The organism is Chryseobacterium rhizoplanae (assembly GCF_900182655.1).
Lineage (GTDB): Bacteria > Bacteroidota > Bacteroidia > Flavobacteriales > Weeksellaceae > Chryseobacterium > Chryseobacterium rhizoplanae.
Window position 1 is genome coordinate 293,710 of the sequence record NZ_FXTC01000001.1, and the last position, 16,963, is coordinate 310,672.

The window sequence follows — 16,963 nt, forward strand, 5'->3', positions numbered from 1 at the left end:
AATATACATATTATATTGAGGTTTTTGACTTTATCAGCTATTTGGGCTGATTGAACATATACCGCGAAATTTTCCAACTTCCGTTTTCATTTTTCATCAGGAAAAATTCCCTGTTTAATTCATCTGTTTTCTGATTGTTGGCATGTATAAGCTGTGTTCCATTTGACTGTGTACGGACAAACGCAATACTATCTGATAATATAATTTCTTCAACCCTGAACGTTACATTAAGCTGGATGGCCTTAAACACATTTTCGTAGGCCGTTGTAAGTTCTGATGTTCCGGCTGCTGTTGGCAGTCCGGTTGGCATAAAAATACCATCAGATGTATATTGGTGAACGGCCTGTTCTACATTTGACTTGTTAAGGGCATCAAAGTAAATACCTAATGATTTTTCTATTTCAGTTTTTGCTGTTTTATTTTCCATTGTTGTCGAATTAAGAGTTGTGGAATTAACTTGTTTCTTATTTTTGTCGCTTTGACAGGCTGTTAAAGTGAATAGCAGTACTGCTAATGAGATGATTACTTTCATAAAGCAAAAGTGTTATTCTTTGGATTGGTTAAGTGCATTTTTGGCTTCCTCAAGAGTTACCGGTTTGCCTAATCCACCATATTCATGCAGGTCACCGAATACTTCAATGCGGATAGACTGACTGATACTTCCTATATGCAGAGGTTCAAAACCGCTGTCAGTAATCAGTTCTTCAATATACTTATTGCTGTTGATGCTGTCTGAAGCATAAAAAAGTACTTTTCTTTCAGGCTCTGAAAATGCAGATCCGGATAAAGAAGCGGCTCCCAATGTTCCAAATGCTTTGATAAAGCTGGCATCTTTTGGAACTAAAGATAAAAGAGTCTGGCCGGCAGAAGTATCTTTATCGATAATCTTTTTAAATCCTCCGTTTTCATCCGGGGCAATAGGATTCGAGACATCTACGATAATTTTTCCTTTCAGTTCTTCAGCGTATTGTTTTAGAAACTCTTTAATTTTATCAAAATAAATTGCAGGAATAATCACATCTGCATGATCAATTGCCTTGGAAATTTCTTCCGCACTGGCAAGATCGCCCAGTTCTCTGGCAAAATTTTCCGCCTTTTCAATCTCCCTTGAAGATACAATAACCGGATGGCTGCCTTTTACAAGATTGGCGGCAATAGCTTTGCCAATGTTTCCTAAGCCTATAATGGCAATTTTTGTTTTTGGATTTTTTGTGTTCATTACTTTGTTTTAAAAAATTGGTTGTCAATATTGACTCCACAAAGTTGCAATGAACTCTTATTTGCTGCCTATAAGATAGGATAAGAAATACCCTTAATGTAGATTAAGGGTACAGCTATTTTTTAAATCGTCCGTTCTTTATTTTACTCAGAAATTCGGCAGTTACACCCAGATAGGAAGCGATTTGTGTATTAGGTAATCTCTTCGCTAAATGAGGATATTGACTGATAAAACTTTCATACCGGTCCAGAGCAGTAGTACTAAATGTTTGCAATAAACGGTCCTGAAGTTCAATATATTTGTTTTCAATGATTACACGGAAGTTTCTGTCAAATTTTGGATAATGGGTATATAAAAACCATAAATCCCCTTTGGAAATCTGTAACACGACCGATGGCTCAATCGCTTCAATAAACAGTTTTGAAGGTATTTCCTTGTGAAGACTGCCAATATCTGAAATCCAGTCATCTTCTGTTGCAAAAACAAGATTGTGTTCTACACCTTTATCATCCACACCATACATTTTGAAGCAGCCGCTTTGTACATAGGTAAAATATTTGCATACATCTCCTTCCTGCAAAAGAAACTGTCTGCGTTTAATTTTCCTTTCAGTTACACGGTCTTTTAAAGCCTGTATTTCTTCATTGTTTAGAGGAAGATACTTTTTAAAATGATTGATGATATTTTCCAAATGATAGACGTTATTACCATTCAAATATACAAAATGAGAACAGTATAGCTGTGATAATGTATTTACTTTAGTGATACCATTTCTTTTTCATGAGCAAACCTGCTTTCACCAGTAATATGAGTACAGGGACTTCTACAAGAGGGCCAATTACTCCTACAAAAGCCTGTGGAGAATGAATACCAAAGACTGAAATGGCAACCGCTATGGCCAGTTCAAAATTATTTCCTGTAGCTGTAAAGGCTATAGAAGCATTTTTATCATATGGAATTTTTAACGCCTTATTTATTATAAAGCTCACAAAAAACATGAGAATAAAATAGATGATTAATGGGATTGCCACTTTTACCACATCCATGGGTAGCTCCACTATTTTAGACCCTTTTAAGCTGAACATCAATATGATGGTAAATAACAGCGCAAATAAGGTAACGGGAGATATCTGAGGGATAAATTTTGTGTTGTACCATACTGTACCTTTTGATTTTATCAATAAATGACGGGTAAGAAAACCTGCTAAAAAAGGAATCCCCAGGTAAATAAGTACACTTTCTATGGTATCTTTCATAGAGACATTTACATTAAAACTGGTGAGACCCAGCTGATGAGGCAGTATTGTAATAAACAGCCAGATCATAAAGCTATAAGTAAACATCTGAAAAATACTGTTTAAAGCAACCAGTAAGGCTGCGTATTCTCGATTCCCTTTGGCCAGATCATTCCAGACGATGACCATCGCGATACACCTTGCCAGTCCGATAAGAATCAGACCTGCCATATAATCAGGTTCATTCCTTAAAAAGAGGATTGCTAGACCAAACATCAGAACGGGACCGATGATCCAGTTGAGAAATAAAGAAATACCTATGATTTTTTTATCTTTAAATGCCAAAGGTAAAAGAGAGTAATCAACCTTAGCCAGAGGTGGATACATCATCAGAATAAGCCCTGCTGCCAGGGGAATATTTGTAGTCCCTACGGATAATGAGTTGATCATATCGGGAATGACAGGGAAAATATGTCCCAGACCAATACCTGTGGCCATCGCCAGAAATATCCATAAAGTAAGATAGTGATCAAGAAATTTCAATCGTGGCCTCATAGTTACTTCCTGATTTTTGAAAAAACATAAAACATTTCTGTGGCAATCTGTAAGCTTCTTTCAGCATATACGGCGGTTTGTGCGGGAGTATTGTCTGAGAGCTTAGGATCTTCAAACGTAATCGGAATTCTTTTCTCAGCTCCAGGAATAAACGGACATCCATCATCTGCCTGTGAGCATGTCATAATTGCAGCAAATCCGGAAACAGGATTGAAGTGGCTATCGTATTTTTTGGAAAAGCCAATGACAGGCATAGTATTGTCATCATATTTTACGGCATACACAGGATTGTTTGTCTCTGCCAGGCTGAAAATCATAAAACCCTGTTCATCCAAAGTTTCCACAATCTTAGGGAATAAGGCTGTTGTTTCCGTTCCTCCGGAATAACACTGAACTCCGGGAATTGTAAAATAAGAAGCAGCGGCCTGGGCCCATATCTGAGCTAAATGGCTTCGACGTGAATTGTGGGTACAGATAAAGTTCAGATTGATTTCTTTTCCCTCAGTCACTTTTTGCTGGATAAAATCCATTAGTGGTTGCAGTACTTTTTTTCGGTCCGTGGTTATTTCTTCCCAATGTAAAGATTGGATTGTGTTTAATAATTTTTGAATCATAATTTTCTGTTTTATGAGCAGCAACCTGAAGCCGGTGTGCAGCAAGATGATTGATTTCCCGTTAGTTCAGATAGATTTTTCTTTTGTTTGTCAGGAATTCCACAAGCTTCCCGGGCAAGGCAGGCTGTAGTCTTGTTTTTTAAAACAAAGGTTTTACCATTAAAATCCAGATCATATTTACCGATTGTTTCATTTTGATACTCAACCTCAATGTCTGAATCTTCTATTCCTAATTTTTCCTCTGAAAGCTGGATAATATGCAGCAATTTACCGGGCTTCAACCGATGTTCGTAGTCATCAGCATTCCACAGCTGGAAGTTGACAGCTTTTTCATTGCGGATTACACCCCCACAATCAATAAAGCTTTTTATTATCTGACCTATTTCTGTCACATGGAAATGCTCAGGAACAAAAGAGCCGTTTTCTAATTGAAATTCCACATTTTCAAGGGTAAGCAGAATTTCTTTGATTTCGGATAATTTCATAATAAGATAAAATTTCAGATGTTAAATTTATTAATGTTATATTGCAATATTACGATGATTTATTGTTAAAAAAAATGCTTTAACAGCATTGTTTTATATTGACATCCTGATTAAAAAACAGGTTGAATTCACTTTGAACCTGCTTCCACATACTTTCATTAATGCAGTAGCAGACAGATTTTCCTTCAATTGAGCCTTTGATGAGATCAATATTTTTCAGTTCTTTTAAATGTTGAGAAATGGTAGCCTGCGCTAAACCAAGTTCTTCAACCAGATCGTTGCAGATGCATGCCTTTTGGTTGATGATATACTGTAAAATAGCTATTCTGGCAGGATGCCCCAAAACTTTAAGAAGAGAAGCCAACCTGTTCTGCTCTTCGGTATAGATTTCTGTTTTAGTAACTCCCATTTTTTTAATTTTAATATTGCAATATTACGATATTAAATTGATGAAACAAAAAAATCATTGTTTTTTTATGAAGAGAATTCAATCAGTTGAAATAGGAGACAAAAAAAGATGAAGCAGAAATAAGCTTCATCTTTTGATCTGTTGTTATGGTAAATTAATCTTTTTACCTTGTTCCGGGAAAATATAATTTACTTTTAAAGGATTGTTTTTCAATAGCTCTTTTTTGATAAGTTCCGGATTATCACCCGTTGGTTTTCTATGTGTAACTACAATGTTGAGTCCTTCAAGATTGTTTTGTCCGGTTTTTTCTTTCAGCTTGCTTAGTTCTTCAATCAGAAGATTAGGGGTAAGGTGTCCGAACAGCAGATGTTCAGGCTGGCTGTTTGGGAAAGAAACTTCAATTAATATAGTATTTAACTGTCTTTTTTTAACAAGTGGAGCGATAGTGTTCCAAAGATGATCAAGACGGTCAGACTTTTCTATTCGGTCAGCACCTGTATCGCCCAGATAAAGAAGGTAATGATCATCTCTTCTTACCAGTGCTGCACTGCTTTTATATGGGTTTACATGGCTCAGTTCATAGCCTGTTATAAAAAACGGAGTTTTAGGAGCCGGGATTTCAGTTCCTTCCTGAAGTTCGTTATAATGGTATTTTCCAAGAATTGGTTTTTGGCCCTGATCGGCAAAATTAATCCAGGTATCCGTGATAAAATAATGATTTTGCAAAATCTGAATCACTGGCGCTATAGCGAAAATATCCTTTTTAGAATCTGCCGGAGAGTTGATGATCAACCCTGATAAATGATCCAAATGCCCATGAGATACGAAATATCCTTTTATCTGATCTTTCAGAACCGTTTCTGCAGAACCGTCAAGACTTTTCATTTGAATCGCCTTTCGTATCCCTGCATTTACAGTACCTGCATCAAGGCACAGAAATGCATTGTCTTTCGGAGCGCCTACCAGATAGGCTGATAAATTATCTTCCTGCTCTCCACCATAGATTCCTAAGGGAATAACATCAAAATTCTGTGCGTGGCAAACAATATTCAGAAGAAGAGCCAATAAAGAAACTGCTGTTTTTTTCATAATACGTAAACTGGAAACCATCCTTTACTTGATGGACAGAGCAAATTTACGCTATTTTTTGACGACTGCCTTTCTGTTGTAGTAACAAATAGGATATAATGAGGTTAAGTATTTAAAAATCCAACTAAACAACACTTGTATATCAATATATAAAAGCCCGCTGAACAATCAGCAGGCTTTATCTATTGGGAAATTTGTTTTTATTGAGGCTGCTGCTGTGTTACACAATGTACCATTCCGCCATTGGCAAATAAATTACGGCAGTCTATTCCAACAACCTGTTTACCGGGGTACAGCTGTTGAATGATATTATTGGCAACAGCATCATTCGGATCATTATAATTAGGGACCAATACACGGTTGTTCGCAATATAATAATTGATGTAAGAAGCACGCCCTACATTTTTTCCGTAAGTGGTTATCACGTCATTTCTGGTTAACGGAACTTTTACGAACTGATAAGGAGAACCGTTTTTTGTGGTAGCATCATATAACTGATCAATGTCGCTATCAGGAACCTGCCAGTAATTAAGATCATCAGGATTCATTGTGATAATAGTAGATGAATTTGCAAATCGGGCAAAACCGTCAATATGCATATCAGTGATATCAAGACCCGCTTTTCCATTCAGCCAGATAAATTTAGTGACTCCTAAATTTTTGGTAAATATCGCTTCTGCCTGCTGTTGGGTCATTCCCGGGTTTCTGTTGTTATTAAGGATGGAGCTTTTACAGGCCATCAATACTCCGTTTCCGTCAATTTCCACACTTCCGCCTTCATTGATCATCACAGAATTGAGATTGATCTTAGGGACATTGGTGTCTGCAGCTATTTTTGAAGGAATTGCATTACATCTGCTGTAATCGGCTTTATTACCCCAGCCGTTAAATCCCCAGTCCTGAATGAAAAGCTGGCCATTCTGATCCTTTACATAAATAGGCCCGTTATCTCTTACCCAGAAATCATCTGTCTGATAAAGTTTGAAATTGATATTGGTAAGGGGAATGCCGGCATTGTTTAATAACTCTGTAATACGAGCTTTTTCTACGCCATCATAAGCAATGATATGAACTTTTTCACTCTGTACCAGTTCTTTGGTCATTGCTACCCAGGTTGCATCCAATCGGTTACGGTAAGTTGTTCCATACTGATAATGATGGGGCCATTGAAGCCACGTTCCTTCGTGTGGAGCAGATTCTTCCGGCATTTTGTAAACAGCAGCACCGGAATTTGTTGTATCTGGTGGTTCTGGTAATTCTGTCTGAGAGCAGGAAAATAAAATAGCTGGTAATAACAGGGGCATGATTTTCTTTTTTTGCATAATTGGTTGATTTTTAACAGGGCAAAATTAGATCGATGAAAATGTGAAAACTTGTCCCAAATTGACAACTTATTTCAAAGGCAGTAAAATATAAGTCAGCTGTTCTTCCTGATTGTCTTCCTGTTCAATATGCTTTTCGTATTTTTCTATGATAGGAGAGTGTGAAAACTCAAGACCAGAATTAAAAATCCAGCGGGAATAGATTTTGGTGTACGTTTCGTCTATCGTTTCATAGCTGCCGGTATGGGTAAAGCGGGCATATTTACCACCGAATATTGTTTTTGAAGGCAGCTTTTTGTTAGCGGATTGTGTTGAAGAGCATGCATCGTACCGGCAGTTGATTTCCATTTTAATCAATGGTTCGTCTGCTATAATTCCAAAATATTCTGTTCCGGAACCAGGAAAATCATTTTGCATGAAGTTTTCCCACAATACTTCAATTTCATCATTGTTATAATAGGTTTTAACGCTTTGATAATATACCTGCATTGGCTTAATAAAGACAATTTCCGGTTCCAGCAATACATCGGATGTTAACGGAACAATCTCATCTTCACAAAGAAGCAGTTCCTTACCTAATCTTGCTGCTTTTGGAGAAATCCCGAAATGTTGCTTAAAAGCCTTAGAAAAAGAGGCAATATTGGCAAACCCTACTTCAATAGCAATTGTGGTGAGGTTTTCCTGCGTATAAAGAATTCTCTTATAAGCATTTTCTACCTTCAGTCTTTGCTGAAAAGCGCCTATGGTTTCTCCGCAGCTGTACTTAAAAATACGTTGAATATTCCGGTAAGAATAATTCGAAATTTCTTCCAGTTCCTTTACAGAGACGGGCTGATCATAATTTTTTTCCATGAAATTGATGACTCTGTAAATACAGTTCAGGTTCTCTTCCATAAGCTTGAAGTTTTCAGAAAAATAAAGTCTGAAATTCATTACAAATAAAAGAAATAAAAAAATATCTCAGCAAAATTGTATTTTAGCTTTCAGTAAAAATAGATCCGGAAACCATAATTTTTACTATTTTAAAGACAAAAAAACAACTAAAAAACTTGAAATATACCATGGAAAAAGAATTATCACAATTAACCGACCAGGAATTATTGATAAAGAAAAAAGAAGCTAAATCCGGCAATATTCTCAATGCTGTACTTCTGGGAGTAATGGTAGGTATTTCGATTTACAGCACCATAACTGATGGTTTCGGGTTTCTGACTGTCTTGCCATTATTTTTTATAGGTTCTATTGCCAGCCGCTGGAATAAAAATAAAAAACAGTTAGACGAAGAATTAAACTCCAGAAATCTGAAATAAAATGCAGGAGTTTAACAGGCAAACAAAAGAGGGTGCAGTAGCCTATTTCCGTCACTGTATAAAAAACGGAGATGCTGCAGGAGCATTAAGCTGTTTTCATCCTGAAGCAGTCTACATTGATAGAGATGGGAAAGAGCTGAGAGGACTTGAACAGATAAGTCTGGCAATGAATGAGATCTGCAGATTAAAGTTGGATATCCAAGGAGAAGTTCCCCACGTGACGGTTGTGAATGATGTTGCGATGTGGCTTGATCAGTGGGAAATGACGGGAATTGCTCCGGATGGACATGCTATACACATGACTGGTCATACTTCGTGCATTATGAAAAAAAACGAAGATGGGGAATGGCTGTGGCTGGTTGACAATCCTTTTGGAACTGCTATACTTAAAAATGATAACATGGTATGAAATCTACAATCATCTTTTGATAATCAAATGGATGTGGTCTTTTGATTCCTGATTTCTAACCCTTGTCAAGGTTTTAAACCTTGACAAGGGTAGGGATAAAGCCTTTCAGAAACAAAATAAAAAACCTTCAGATCAGTTCTGAAGGTTTTTATTTAATCGGTCGGATATTGATTTTAATTACGCAAAAACTGACCAATTCCCGGAGAATCAAAAGTAAAAGCATTTTGACTTTCCGACTTATCAATTTTATTACTGATAGTCAATGCCCATAATACTAATTCTTTACAGAAATTTTGATCTTCAGAACTTAGATCAGAAGCATTTTCTTCTACTACAGCTGTAAGAGGAGCTATCCCATCGAGTTTAGCATAAAACTCTTCATCCGTATCATTATAATTAAGTTCCAGATGATTTTTATTGAACCATCTGATCAGGTCGGTATAAGGAGTTTTGATACCTTCTTTTTCAAGTTTGGGGATGCGTGGGAACAGGCTTTCAAATTGGGTCATAACCGCTTTGTCAATCAGTATTTTGGCAACATAATCAGCACCTTCCTGCTCTCCTTCATATACCAGTTCAATTTTCCCTGTGATAGAAGGAATTATGGACATGAAATCAAGCAGGCGGACAGTAGTTCGCTCCGCTCCGGATTCAATCAAACGTAATTTGGCTGCGGCAATTAAATTCTCCATAGCGCTGATGGTCAGACGGGCGCTCACACCACTTTTTGCATCTACATATTCACTGATACGTGCTGCAAAAGCTACTTCCTCTAAAAGATCTTTCGCCAGGTCAGGAATCTGTATCTGTGCTTTATCTTCAGCAGAAATCAATGCCTCCTGTTCTGTGATCTGTCTGGCAAGAGCAATTGTTTTTGGATAATGGGTGAAAATCTGGGACCCGATTCTGTCTTTCAATGGAGTTACAATACTTCCTCTGTTGGTATAATCCTCCGGATTGGCCGTGAAAACAAACTGAATATCAAGCGGCATTCTCAGCTGGAAACCACGGATCTGAATGTCTCCTTCCTGCAAAATATTAAACAGGGAAACCTGGATGCGGGCCTGTAAATCCGGCAATTCATTTAAAACAAAAATAGAACGGTTCGCACGCGGAATCATTCCGTAATGTAAAACACGCTCATCGGAATAGGGAAGTTTTAAAGTAGCTGCTTTGATGGGGTCTATATCACCAATTAAATCCGCAACATTAACATCGGGAGTAGCCAGTTTTTCATAGAAACGGTGAGAACGGTGTACCCATGAAATCGGAGTGTCATCACCCAGTTCATCAATCAGATCTTTGGCATATTTTGAAATTGGCTGGAATGGACTGTCATTGATTTCCGATCCTTTTACGATGGGCATATACTCATCAAGCAGGTTGACCATACTTCTTGCAATTCTTGTTTTTGCCTGTCCGCGCAGCCCAAGTAAATTGATGTGGTGGCCAGCAAGAATGGCTTTTTTCAATTGGGGAACCACGGTGTCTTCATAACCCCAAAGTCCTTCAAATACAGGTTCTTTAGCTTTGATCCTGGCAATTAAGTTTGCCTGGATTTCTTCATTAATCGTTTTATGGGTATAACCGGATTCTTTTAATTCTTTGAATGTAATATCGTTTTTCATTTTTGTAATACTATTTATCTGATCAGATTTTTAGGTCAAATGATTTAAAATCTGATATTTATATTCTTCTTATTCTGTTTTTTTCGTAATCCTCGAAGATCATTTGCCCTAAACCTGACAGCCCTGTCAGAAACGCTTTTCCTTTGTTCTGAGCTGTAAATTCTTCTACAAACTGTCGCAGGTAAGGATCTTGGGCAATCATAAAAGTAGTGATCGGAATTTTAAGCTTTCTCGCCTGTGCAGCTCTGTTAAGGCATTGGTTCACAATCTTTTCATCCAATCCGAAGCTGTTCATATAAAATTCACCGCTCGGCAGTTGAATACAACTTGGTTTTCCATCGGTGATCATGAAGATCTGCTTGTTGGTATTTCTTTTTCTGCGAAGAATGTCCATGGCCAGCTCCAGGCCGGCTACCGTATTGGTATGATAAGGCCCTACTTTTAAATAGGGAAGGTCTTTGATTTTGATGGGCCACGCTTCATTTCCAAAAACAATGATATCAATGGAATCTTTGGGGTATTTCCGTTTAATCAGTTCCACAAGTGCCATGGCAACCTTTTTCGCCGGAGTAATACGGTCTTCACCGTATAAGATCATGGAGTGGCTGATGTCTATCATCAGGACGGTACTCATCTGTGCCTTATGTTTGGTTTCCTCTACAATGAGATCGTCTTCCGTAAGGCGCAGGTCCGAGATTCCGTTGTTGATTTGTGCATTCTTTAAACTTTCAGTCATGTTTACGGCTGCTAAGTCGTCTCCATATTGGAAGGAACGGTTTTCACCATCGCATTCGTCCCCAATTCCAGTTTTGCTGGTACGGTGATTTCCTGCTCCGTTTTTCTTCAGTTTTCCGAATATCTGATCTAAAGCATACTCGCGAAGGGCGGCTTCCAGTTTTGGGGTTAATATATTTTTGCCTTTTCCACTGCCGGTATTGCCTTCTTCAGGGTCTTCTTCTTTGATATAGCCACGTTTTTTCAAGTCATCTTCAAAATCCTGAAGAGTATATTCATCACTGAAAATATCATATTCCTTATCAAGCATATCAAGCCATTCAAAGGCTTCCTCAAGATCTCCGGAAGTATGGGTGAGCAAATCTTTGAAAACATCAAAGACCCGGTCAAAATGAGATAATTCCTCCGGCACATGTTTACTGAATACAAAGCCTTTCTGAGGATTAAAATTTTTATCTGTCATAAGATGATAAATCTGTTTTTGCTGTTATTATCTTTTGAATATTTCAGAGAATATAATGAATTGTCTGAAGCATTCTTTAATTCGTTTCAATCTGAAAAGTTAGGAAAATATCATCTCAAGATTTCCTTAGAGAAATAGAAAATACTAATGATTATGATATGAAATTAGAATATTAGATCTTATGTTTTGCAAGTATTGAATAGTATATGATAAAAAATGCACAATATAAGGGTTGTGCATTTTTAGTATTATAAGAAATTGACCTTTAATAAGGCTTTTATTCATGATATTTTAGCCCGTCTAAAGCTTTATCAACCTTTTTATTTTCGCCATATACAATTATACCAACCAGATCCAGATGGTCTGCAGTATGTTTTGCTATTTCAAGAACATTTTCTTCACCTGACCTTGTATCAAAAAGCTGTCGGGTATAGATTCCTATTGCCAGCTCACGGTCTTTTGCCCGGCGGAATGCTCTCTGAAGCTTTTCTGCATTATCTGCTTTATAGATAAGGGTAGGGTGTTTGATAAAAGCTAAATATTCTTCATGATCTGCAGTAATGAACTTTTCACCATGGGTTTCAGGAAATTCAATTGCAATACTTCCGGCCAAAAAAGAAACAACATTAAGTTTTTGCCATGGCAACAGATCGTCTTTGATAACGATGGATACTTTTTTATCGTACATATTTTAATTTTTTACATTTAATTCCATTTGAATATTACAGCGCTGATAAGGAGTTGAACGTCCGGATACTTTCTGGAAACCCAGTTTGTAATACAGATTAATGGCAGGTTTCAGGATGGTATTGCTTTCAAGGTATATTTTTGATGCTCCGGATTCTTTTGCCTTGCTGATGATGGCCTGTCCCAGAAGCCAGCCTATATTCTTTCCCTGTGCTTTGGGAGATACAGCCATTTTTGCCAATTCAAAATCATAACCAGGGTCATCCATTTTGATAAGCGCGCAGACCCCGAGCGGTTCTTCATTGTATAAGGCAACAAGTATTTTTCCGCCTTTATTTAAGATGTATTCATCAGGGTTGTCCAATGCTTTATAATCGGCATCTTCCATTTCAAAGTAGGTAGAAATCCATTCTTCATTAAGTGCTTTAAATGCGGATTGGTATTTCGGATTATAATCAACGATTTTTACATTTTTACTTTCGCGTGCCTTTTTCTGTTCTCTTACTCTTGAAAGCAAAGATTTCTGTTCAAAAAGGTGTTCCCATTCTGCAAGTGCTTCCCAGAGATTATGAGTTGCTTCGTCAATCATTTCATCGATGGCATGGTCAACATCTATGCACTGGATTTTTATATTTTCAGAAAGTTCTTTTCCTTTTTCCGTAAGTATGGCAATATTTCTCCTCTTATCATTGGACTGCTGATTGTCCTTAACCAATCCTGCCGTGGTCATTTCTTTGATAATTTTGGTCACTGAAGGTTGAGAATGTCCTATTTCTTCAGCGATTTCTGTAATGGTCTTTGAGCCACCTTCGGAGAGAACGAAGAATACCGGGAACCATTTTGGTGAAAAGTCAGCACCATAAAGTTCATAAATCTTTGCTGCTTCTTCTGTAATATTTGAAGCCATAAACCGCAACCGGCTCCCCAATGCAATTTTTCCTGTTTTTTCAAATAAATCCATACGTATAATTAATTATATAACTAGTTATGCAAATGTAATGAATTAATAAATACTGCAATAAATATTTTGATTAAAAAAGCACGGAATGAATTTAATTATTTTAAAATGTGCGTGTTAAGGTTTTTTTGGTTTGTAGATTAAAGACAAGAGTGTAGGACTGCTTTTTTTATGCTCTGTTGATCAAATATTATTCAGTAGATATAATAAAATAGGCAGATACAGAATATTTTAAAGAACCCAACTTTTGCAATTGATATAAAAAAATGGATTTACGTAACTAAAACTGAATATTTATATGGCATTTTGATATAGAAAAAAAATAAATTCTGTGAGTTTTATCAAATATTCATTATTATAAGAAGACAAAAATTACTTTAACTTTGCGAATAAGATGATATACTGCTATTATGAAATTGTTGAAAATAATAGTATATTGTTGAAGGCTAATATCTAATGGACTTATGTGGTCAGGAAATTAATTTAACTGATAAACAAATATGAAATATAAATTCTTAAATTTTAAATTGAGAAAACTTGTTCATTACTCATTGATCCTTTGTATTTTACTGATACAGGTCATTATCGCCATATTTTTTTATAATGAATTTGTCAACGGAAAGAAGCTGAAGTTTATTAAAGACCAGCTGGAAGAGAGCCGTGCATTAGGAGGATTGACGGATAACTCCAGGAAAGATTTTCTGGATGCCCAGGAACATCTGCAGAAATATATGGCTACTCAGGATAATAATGAGCTGCAGCTCTATTTTCAGTCGTTGAGAAAACTTAAAATCAATTTTGATAAGATTGGTGAATATGAAAATACAAGCCCAAGGCTAAAAAAGAATCTTGCCGCTCACAGACAGGATACCCTGAAGACCGCAAAACTGAAAACATTGATAGATTCAGTATATCAGACATCTCTGAATCCGCCGGCAAAGATAGAAGAGAAGCAATATGAACCTGCAAAGTATAAAAATGACTTTGAAGATCTGAAAATTCAAACCCGCACTTATGCAGACACTGTTAAAAAGAAAGGTTTTTTCGGTCGTTTAAAAGATGCTGTAACAGGGAAAGTGGATGTTCAGAAAGAAAGTACGGTGATCACGATGACCAACAACAAAACGCTGGATCTTTCTCAGGTTAAATCTAAAATGGACAACACGATAAAGTCTATGGATAAGCATTATGCTGCTGAAGTAAAAAAAGTACAGATGCTTGCTGCCCAAAAACAGAAGAATAACCTGCAGTTTTACAGCAATTTCAGTAAACTGCTGGTGTATAGCAACGGCTTAATAGAAGTGTACGAAAATGCCATCAAAGATTTTAAAACTGAACTGGAAAAAGAATATAACGAGCAGAGCTCTAATAATAACAAGATCAGGACGTATCTGGTATTGGGATTGATGATTCTTATGTTTATTGTATCCATTCTGATCATGTATTTTACAAGAATGGCGTTTATTTATGAACAAAAACTGGATGCTGCCAATAAAGAGATTAAGAAGAACCTTAATTTTAAAAACAGAATTCTGGGAATGCTGAGCCACGATCTGAGATCTCCGTTAAAAATCATTAATATTTTTATAGATAAGATCCACAGAACCACAGAGGACGAAACGATAAAGGATTATCTAAAATCCATCAAGTTTACCAACAGTACCCTGCTTCTGCAATCTAACCAGATCCTGGAATACACTAAAAATGAGAATGCTGAAAAAGAACTTATAAAATCGGTTTTCAATCTTAAAGATGAAATCAGTTCTATTGTGAAGGTAATTACTCCTTATCTGGAAACCAGAAACAACAGGTTTGTGGTAACAGACAGAATTCCTGAAGAGGTAGAGGTCTATTCGGATAATATAAGAATCAATCAGATTTTCATGAATATCCTGGGGAATGCCAATAAATTTACAGAAAACGGGCAGATTGATCTCGTTATGGCTATAGAACCCATAGAAGAAAATAAAATTTCCCTGATTACAACGGTAGGAGATACCGGAGTGGGGATATCAGAATCTGATCTTGGTAAAATTTTTGATCCTTATTATCAGGGAATGGTATCTGATGAGGTAGATAATCTGGGAGCCGGACTTGGTCTTAACCTGGTAAAAGAAATTGTAGAGCTTTTCGACGGCGATATATCAGTGGAAAGCAAATTGCACAAAGGAACGAAAGTGACATTCAGGATCAATTTAAATCGTAATAATAATGGAAACACCAATTCAAAATAAAGAGATTATTTTCCTGCTGGCAGACGATCACAGCATTGTACGCCAGGGAATGGAAATTGTTATCAGTGATATTGTTCCCAACGCTAAAGTCTATCAGACATCATCCTTACATCAGGTATTGGAGCTGATAGAATCCAAAGGGGTTGAGATGGCCATCATTGATGCGCATTTCCCGGACGGAAACAGTCTGCATATTCTGCCTCAGATGAAAAGTGTAAATCCTGATCTTAAAGTTTTGATTTTTACAGGACTTGAAGAGGATCTGCATGGCCTTAAATTTATCAAAGCGGGTGCTAACGGCTACCTGAGCAAACTGAGTGAGGAGGAAGAGGTAAGGGAAGCCATCACAACTTTTATAGAGAAAGGAGAATATTTTTCTGATCTTTTGAGGAATCTATTGGTACAGCTTGTTTACAATCCGGATCTGATAAACCCTCTCAACAGTCTTACCAAACGGGAACTGCAGATTGCAGAACTCTATGCCGAAGGATATGGAAACCTGGAAATTTCAAACAGCTTGAATATCAAACAGAATACAGTAAGCACAATCAAAAAAAATATCTTTGAAAAACTAAAGATAGAAAATATGGTTGAGCTGGTGGACCTCATTAAAACACATCATAAACTATAGCAGTCAGTAGGATATTTTTCACTTCTTTTTTGTCAGAGAATTTATTTATCGATAAATATCTATAAGTGAATCGAGATGTATCGATGGGGTTTATAGAGGATTTTATTGTGTAATGTTGTTCCTTTGTACTGTAAAATTTAAGCAATGAAAAAAGTAAATCAAAAATGCTTATTCAGGTTTTAAATTTTATACACAAAACAACAAATGATTATAACTATACAATTAATAAACAATAGTTATAGAAACACAAATGATGGAATTAATAAAACAATGATGAAATTAAACGTGGTGATGAGTAACCTTAGATGAGCTTCTTAAAAAGCCAGATGAAAAAAACACAAATATATATAAAGAGGTTCAGTTGACAGGTTACAATTACAAAACAAAAAAGGAGGCATACAGCCTCCTTTTTTGTTTTTTATCATTTGATAAACAGATGCTGTAATCTATATCTTAGTTTTGTACTCAAAAAGATGACAGGAGAAAAAGATTTGGCCGTTCTGCTTCAGAACATGGAACCGGTATTGAATGCCGGAGAATATGTGTTTTGTACTGTTAAAAACCTCAGTGAGATACCGGATATAGAAAAGGTTTTGTTTTTCTTTCGGGAAACTGAAGCGGTTACCATTGTTTTAAAAAAAGAAATGGCAGATAAATGGAATATGACTTACAGTTATATTGCTTCATGGATTACTCTGAATATTCATTCTTCCTTGGAAGCTGTAGGGCTCACTGCTGCCTTCGCAAATGCCCTGAAACAGGAAAATATCAGCTGTAATGTAGTTGCCGCTTACTTTCATGATCATATTTTTATTTCAAAAGAAGATGCTGAAAAAGCCATGAAAACCCTCAACGCATTGAAAAAGGCTTAAGAAATTTCAAAAAATCATCTTCACATTTTCCACTTGTCATTTTCACCTTCAAAAATGTCTAATTGAATTCCTAAAATGTCCTGTTGATAATGCTTTTGCGTGTTCTGC

General features: G+C 36.5%; 19 protein-coding genes. 5 read left to right on the forward strand and 14 right to left on the reverse strand.

Annotated features, from left to right (window positions below; all coding sequences use genetic code 11):
* Positions 1-37: 37 nt before the first annotated feature.
* The 10 genes from FN817_RS01310 to FN817_RS01355 form a co-directional block, all read right to left on the reverse strand.
* Entirely contained in the window at positions 38-532 is a 495-nt protein-coding gene (locus FN817_RS01310) for a YybH family protein (RefSeq protein WP_142716376.1), read from the reverse strand.
* Between the two features lie 12 nt (positions 533-544).
* Positions 545-1,219, reverse strand: a complete 675-nt coding sequence (locus FN817_RS01315) for an NADPH-dependent F420 reductase (RefSeq protein WP_142716377.1) — start codon at positions 1,217-1,219, stop codon at positions 545-547.
* A 115-nt stretch (positions 1,220-1,334) separates the two neighbouring features.
* On the reverse strand, positions 1,335-1,910 hold the full coding sequence (locus FN817_RS01320) for a Crp/Fnr family transcriptional regulator (protein WP_142716378.1): 576 nt from the start codon (positions 1,908-1,910) through the stop codon (positions 1,335-1,337).
* A gap of 67 nt (positions 1,911-1,977) precedes the next feature.
* Entirely contained in the window at positions 1,978-3,009 is a 1,032-nt protein-coding gene (gene arsB, locus FN817_RS01325; protein ID WP_142716379.1) for an ACR3 family arsenite efflux transporter, read from the reverse strand.
* Positions 3,010-3,011: 2 nt separating this feature from the next.
* Positions 3,012-3,623, reverse strand: coding sequence for an arsenate-mycothiol transferase ArsC (locus FN817_RS01330; protein WP_142716380.1), 612 nt, complete (start codon positions 3,621-3,623; stop codon positions 3,012-3,014).
* A gap of 11 nt (positions 3,624-3,634) precedes the next feature.
* The gene (locus FN817_RS01335) at positions 3,635-4,108 is read right to left on the reverse strand and encodes a DUF6428 family protein (RefSeq protein ID WP_142716381.1); all 474 of its coding nucleotides are present in this window, start codon (positions 4,106-4,108) and stop codon (positions 3,635-3,637) included.
* A 79-nt stretch (positions 4,109-4,187) separates the two neighbouring features.
* Positions 4,188-4,517, reverse strand: coding sequence for an ArsR/SmtB family transcription factor (locus tag FN817_RS01340; protein WP_142716382.1), 330 nt, complete (start codon positions 4,515-4,517; stop codon positions 4,188-4,190).
* 144 nt (positions 4,518-4,661) lie between these two features.
* Complete coding sequence (locus FN817_RS01345; protein ID WP_142716383.1) at positions 4,662-5,606, reverse strand: MBL fold metallo-hydrolase; 945 nt, start codon at positions 5,604-5,606, stop codon at positions 4,662-4,664.
* Positions 5,607-5,806: 200 nt separating this feature from the next.
* Positions 5,807-6,928, reverse strand: coding sequence for an agmatine deiminase family protein (locus tag FN817_RS01350; protein ID WP_142716384.1), 1,122 nt, complete (start codon positions 6,926-6,928; stop codon positions 5,807-5,809).
* 69 nt (positions 6,929-6,997) lie between these two features.
* Positions 6,998-7,822, reverse strand: coding sequence for an AraC family transcriptional regulator (locus tag FN817_RS01355; RefSeq protein WP_142716385.1), 825 nt, complete (start codon positions 7,820-7,822; stop codon positions 6,998-7,000).
* Between the two features lie 167 nt (positions 7,823-7,989).
* Between FN817_RS01355 and FN817_RS01360 the strand changes: the two genes are divergently transcribed.
* Complete coding sequence (locus FN817_RS01360; RefSeq protein ID WP_142716386.1) at positions 7,990-8,238, forward strand: DUF92 domain-containing protein; 249 nt, start codon at positions 7,990-7,992, stop codon at positions 8,236-8,238.
* Between the two features lies 1 nt (position 8,239).
* Entirely contained in the window at positions 8,240-8,647 is a 408-nt protein-coding gene (locus FN817_RS01365; protein ID WP_142716387.1) for a YybH family protein, read from the forward strand.
* Positions 8,648-8,820: 173 nt separating this feature from the next.
* On the opposite strand, the gene FN817_RS01370 is transcribed toward FN817_RS01365, so the two are convergent.
* The 4 genes from FN817_RS01370 to FN817_RS01385 all read right to left on the reverse strand — a co-directional run bounded on the left by FN817_RS01370 (position 8,821) and on the right by FN817_RS01385 (position 13,121).
* Complete coding sequence (locus FN817_RS01370) at positions 8,821-10,275, reverse strand: sigma 54-interacting transcriptional regulator (RefSeq protein WP_142716388.1); 1,455 nt, start codon at positions 10,273-10,275, stop codon at positions 8,821-8,823.
* Positions 10,276-10,333: 58 nt separating this feature from the next.
* Positions 10,334-11,473 (reverse strand): vWA domain-containing protein, encoded by a 1,140-nt coding sequence (locus FN817_RS01375; protein WP_142716389.1) that lies wholly within the window; start codon positions 11,471-11,473, stop codon positions 10,334-10,336.
* 277 nt (positions 11,474-11,750) lie between these two features.
* The gene (locus tag FN817_RS01380; RefSeq protein WP_142716390.1) at positions 11,751-12,161 is read right to left on the reverse strand and encodes a DUF2000 domain-containing protein; all 411 of its coding nucleotides are present in this window, start codon (positions 12,159-12,161) and stop codon (positions 11,751-11,753) included.
* Between the two features lie 3 nt (positions 12,162-12,164).
* A complete protein-coding gene (locus FN817_RS01385) occupies positions 12,165-13,121 on the reverse strand; it encodes a bifunctional helix-turn-helix transcriptional regulator/GNAT family N-acetyltransferase (protein WP_142716391.1) in 957 nt (318 codons plus the stop codon).
* Positions 13,122-13,645: 524 nt separating this feature from the next.
* On the opposite strand from FN817_RS01385, the gene FN817_RS01390 reads away from it, so the two are divergent.
* The 3 genes from FN817_RS01390 (at position 13,646) to FN817_RS01400 (ending at position 16,855) form a co-directional block, all read left to right on the forward strand.
* Positions 13,646-15,352 carry a sensor histidine kinase gene (locus FN817_RS01390; RefSeq protein ID WP_228451434.1) on the forward strand — a complete coding sequence of 569 codons (1,707 nt, stop codon included), beginning with the start codon at positions 13,646-13,648 and terminating at the stop codon, positions 15,350-15,352.
* On the forward strand, positions 15,330-15,983 hold the full coding sequence (locus FN817_RS01395) for a response regulator (RefSeq protein WP_185149885.1): 654 nt from the start codon (positions 15,330-15,332) through the stop codon (positions 15,981-15,983). The genes FN817_RS01390 and FN817_RS01395 overlap by 23 nt, the downstream gene beginning before the upstream one ends.
* Before the next feature lie 473 nt (positions 15,984-16,456).
* Positions 16,457-16,855, forward strand: coding sequence for an ACT domain-containing protein (locus FN817_RS01400; protein ID WP_142716393.1), 399 nt, complete (start codon positions 16,457-16,459; stop codon positions 16,853-16,855).
* Positions 16,856-16,963 lie beyond the last annotated feature (108 nt).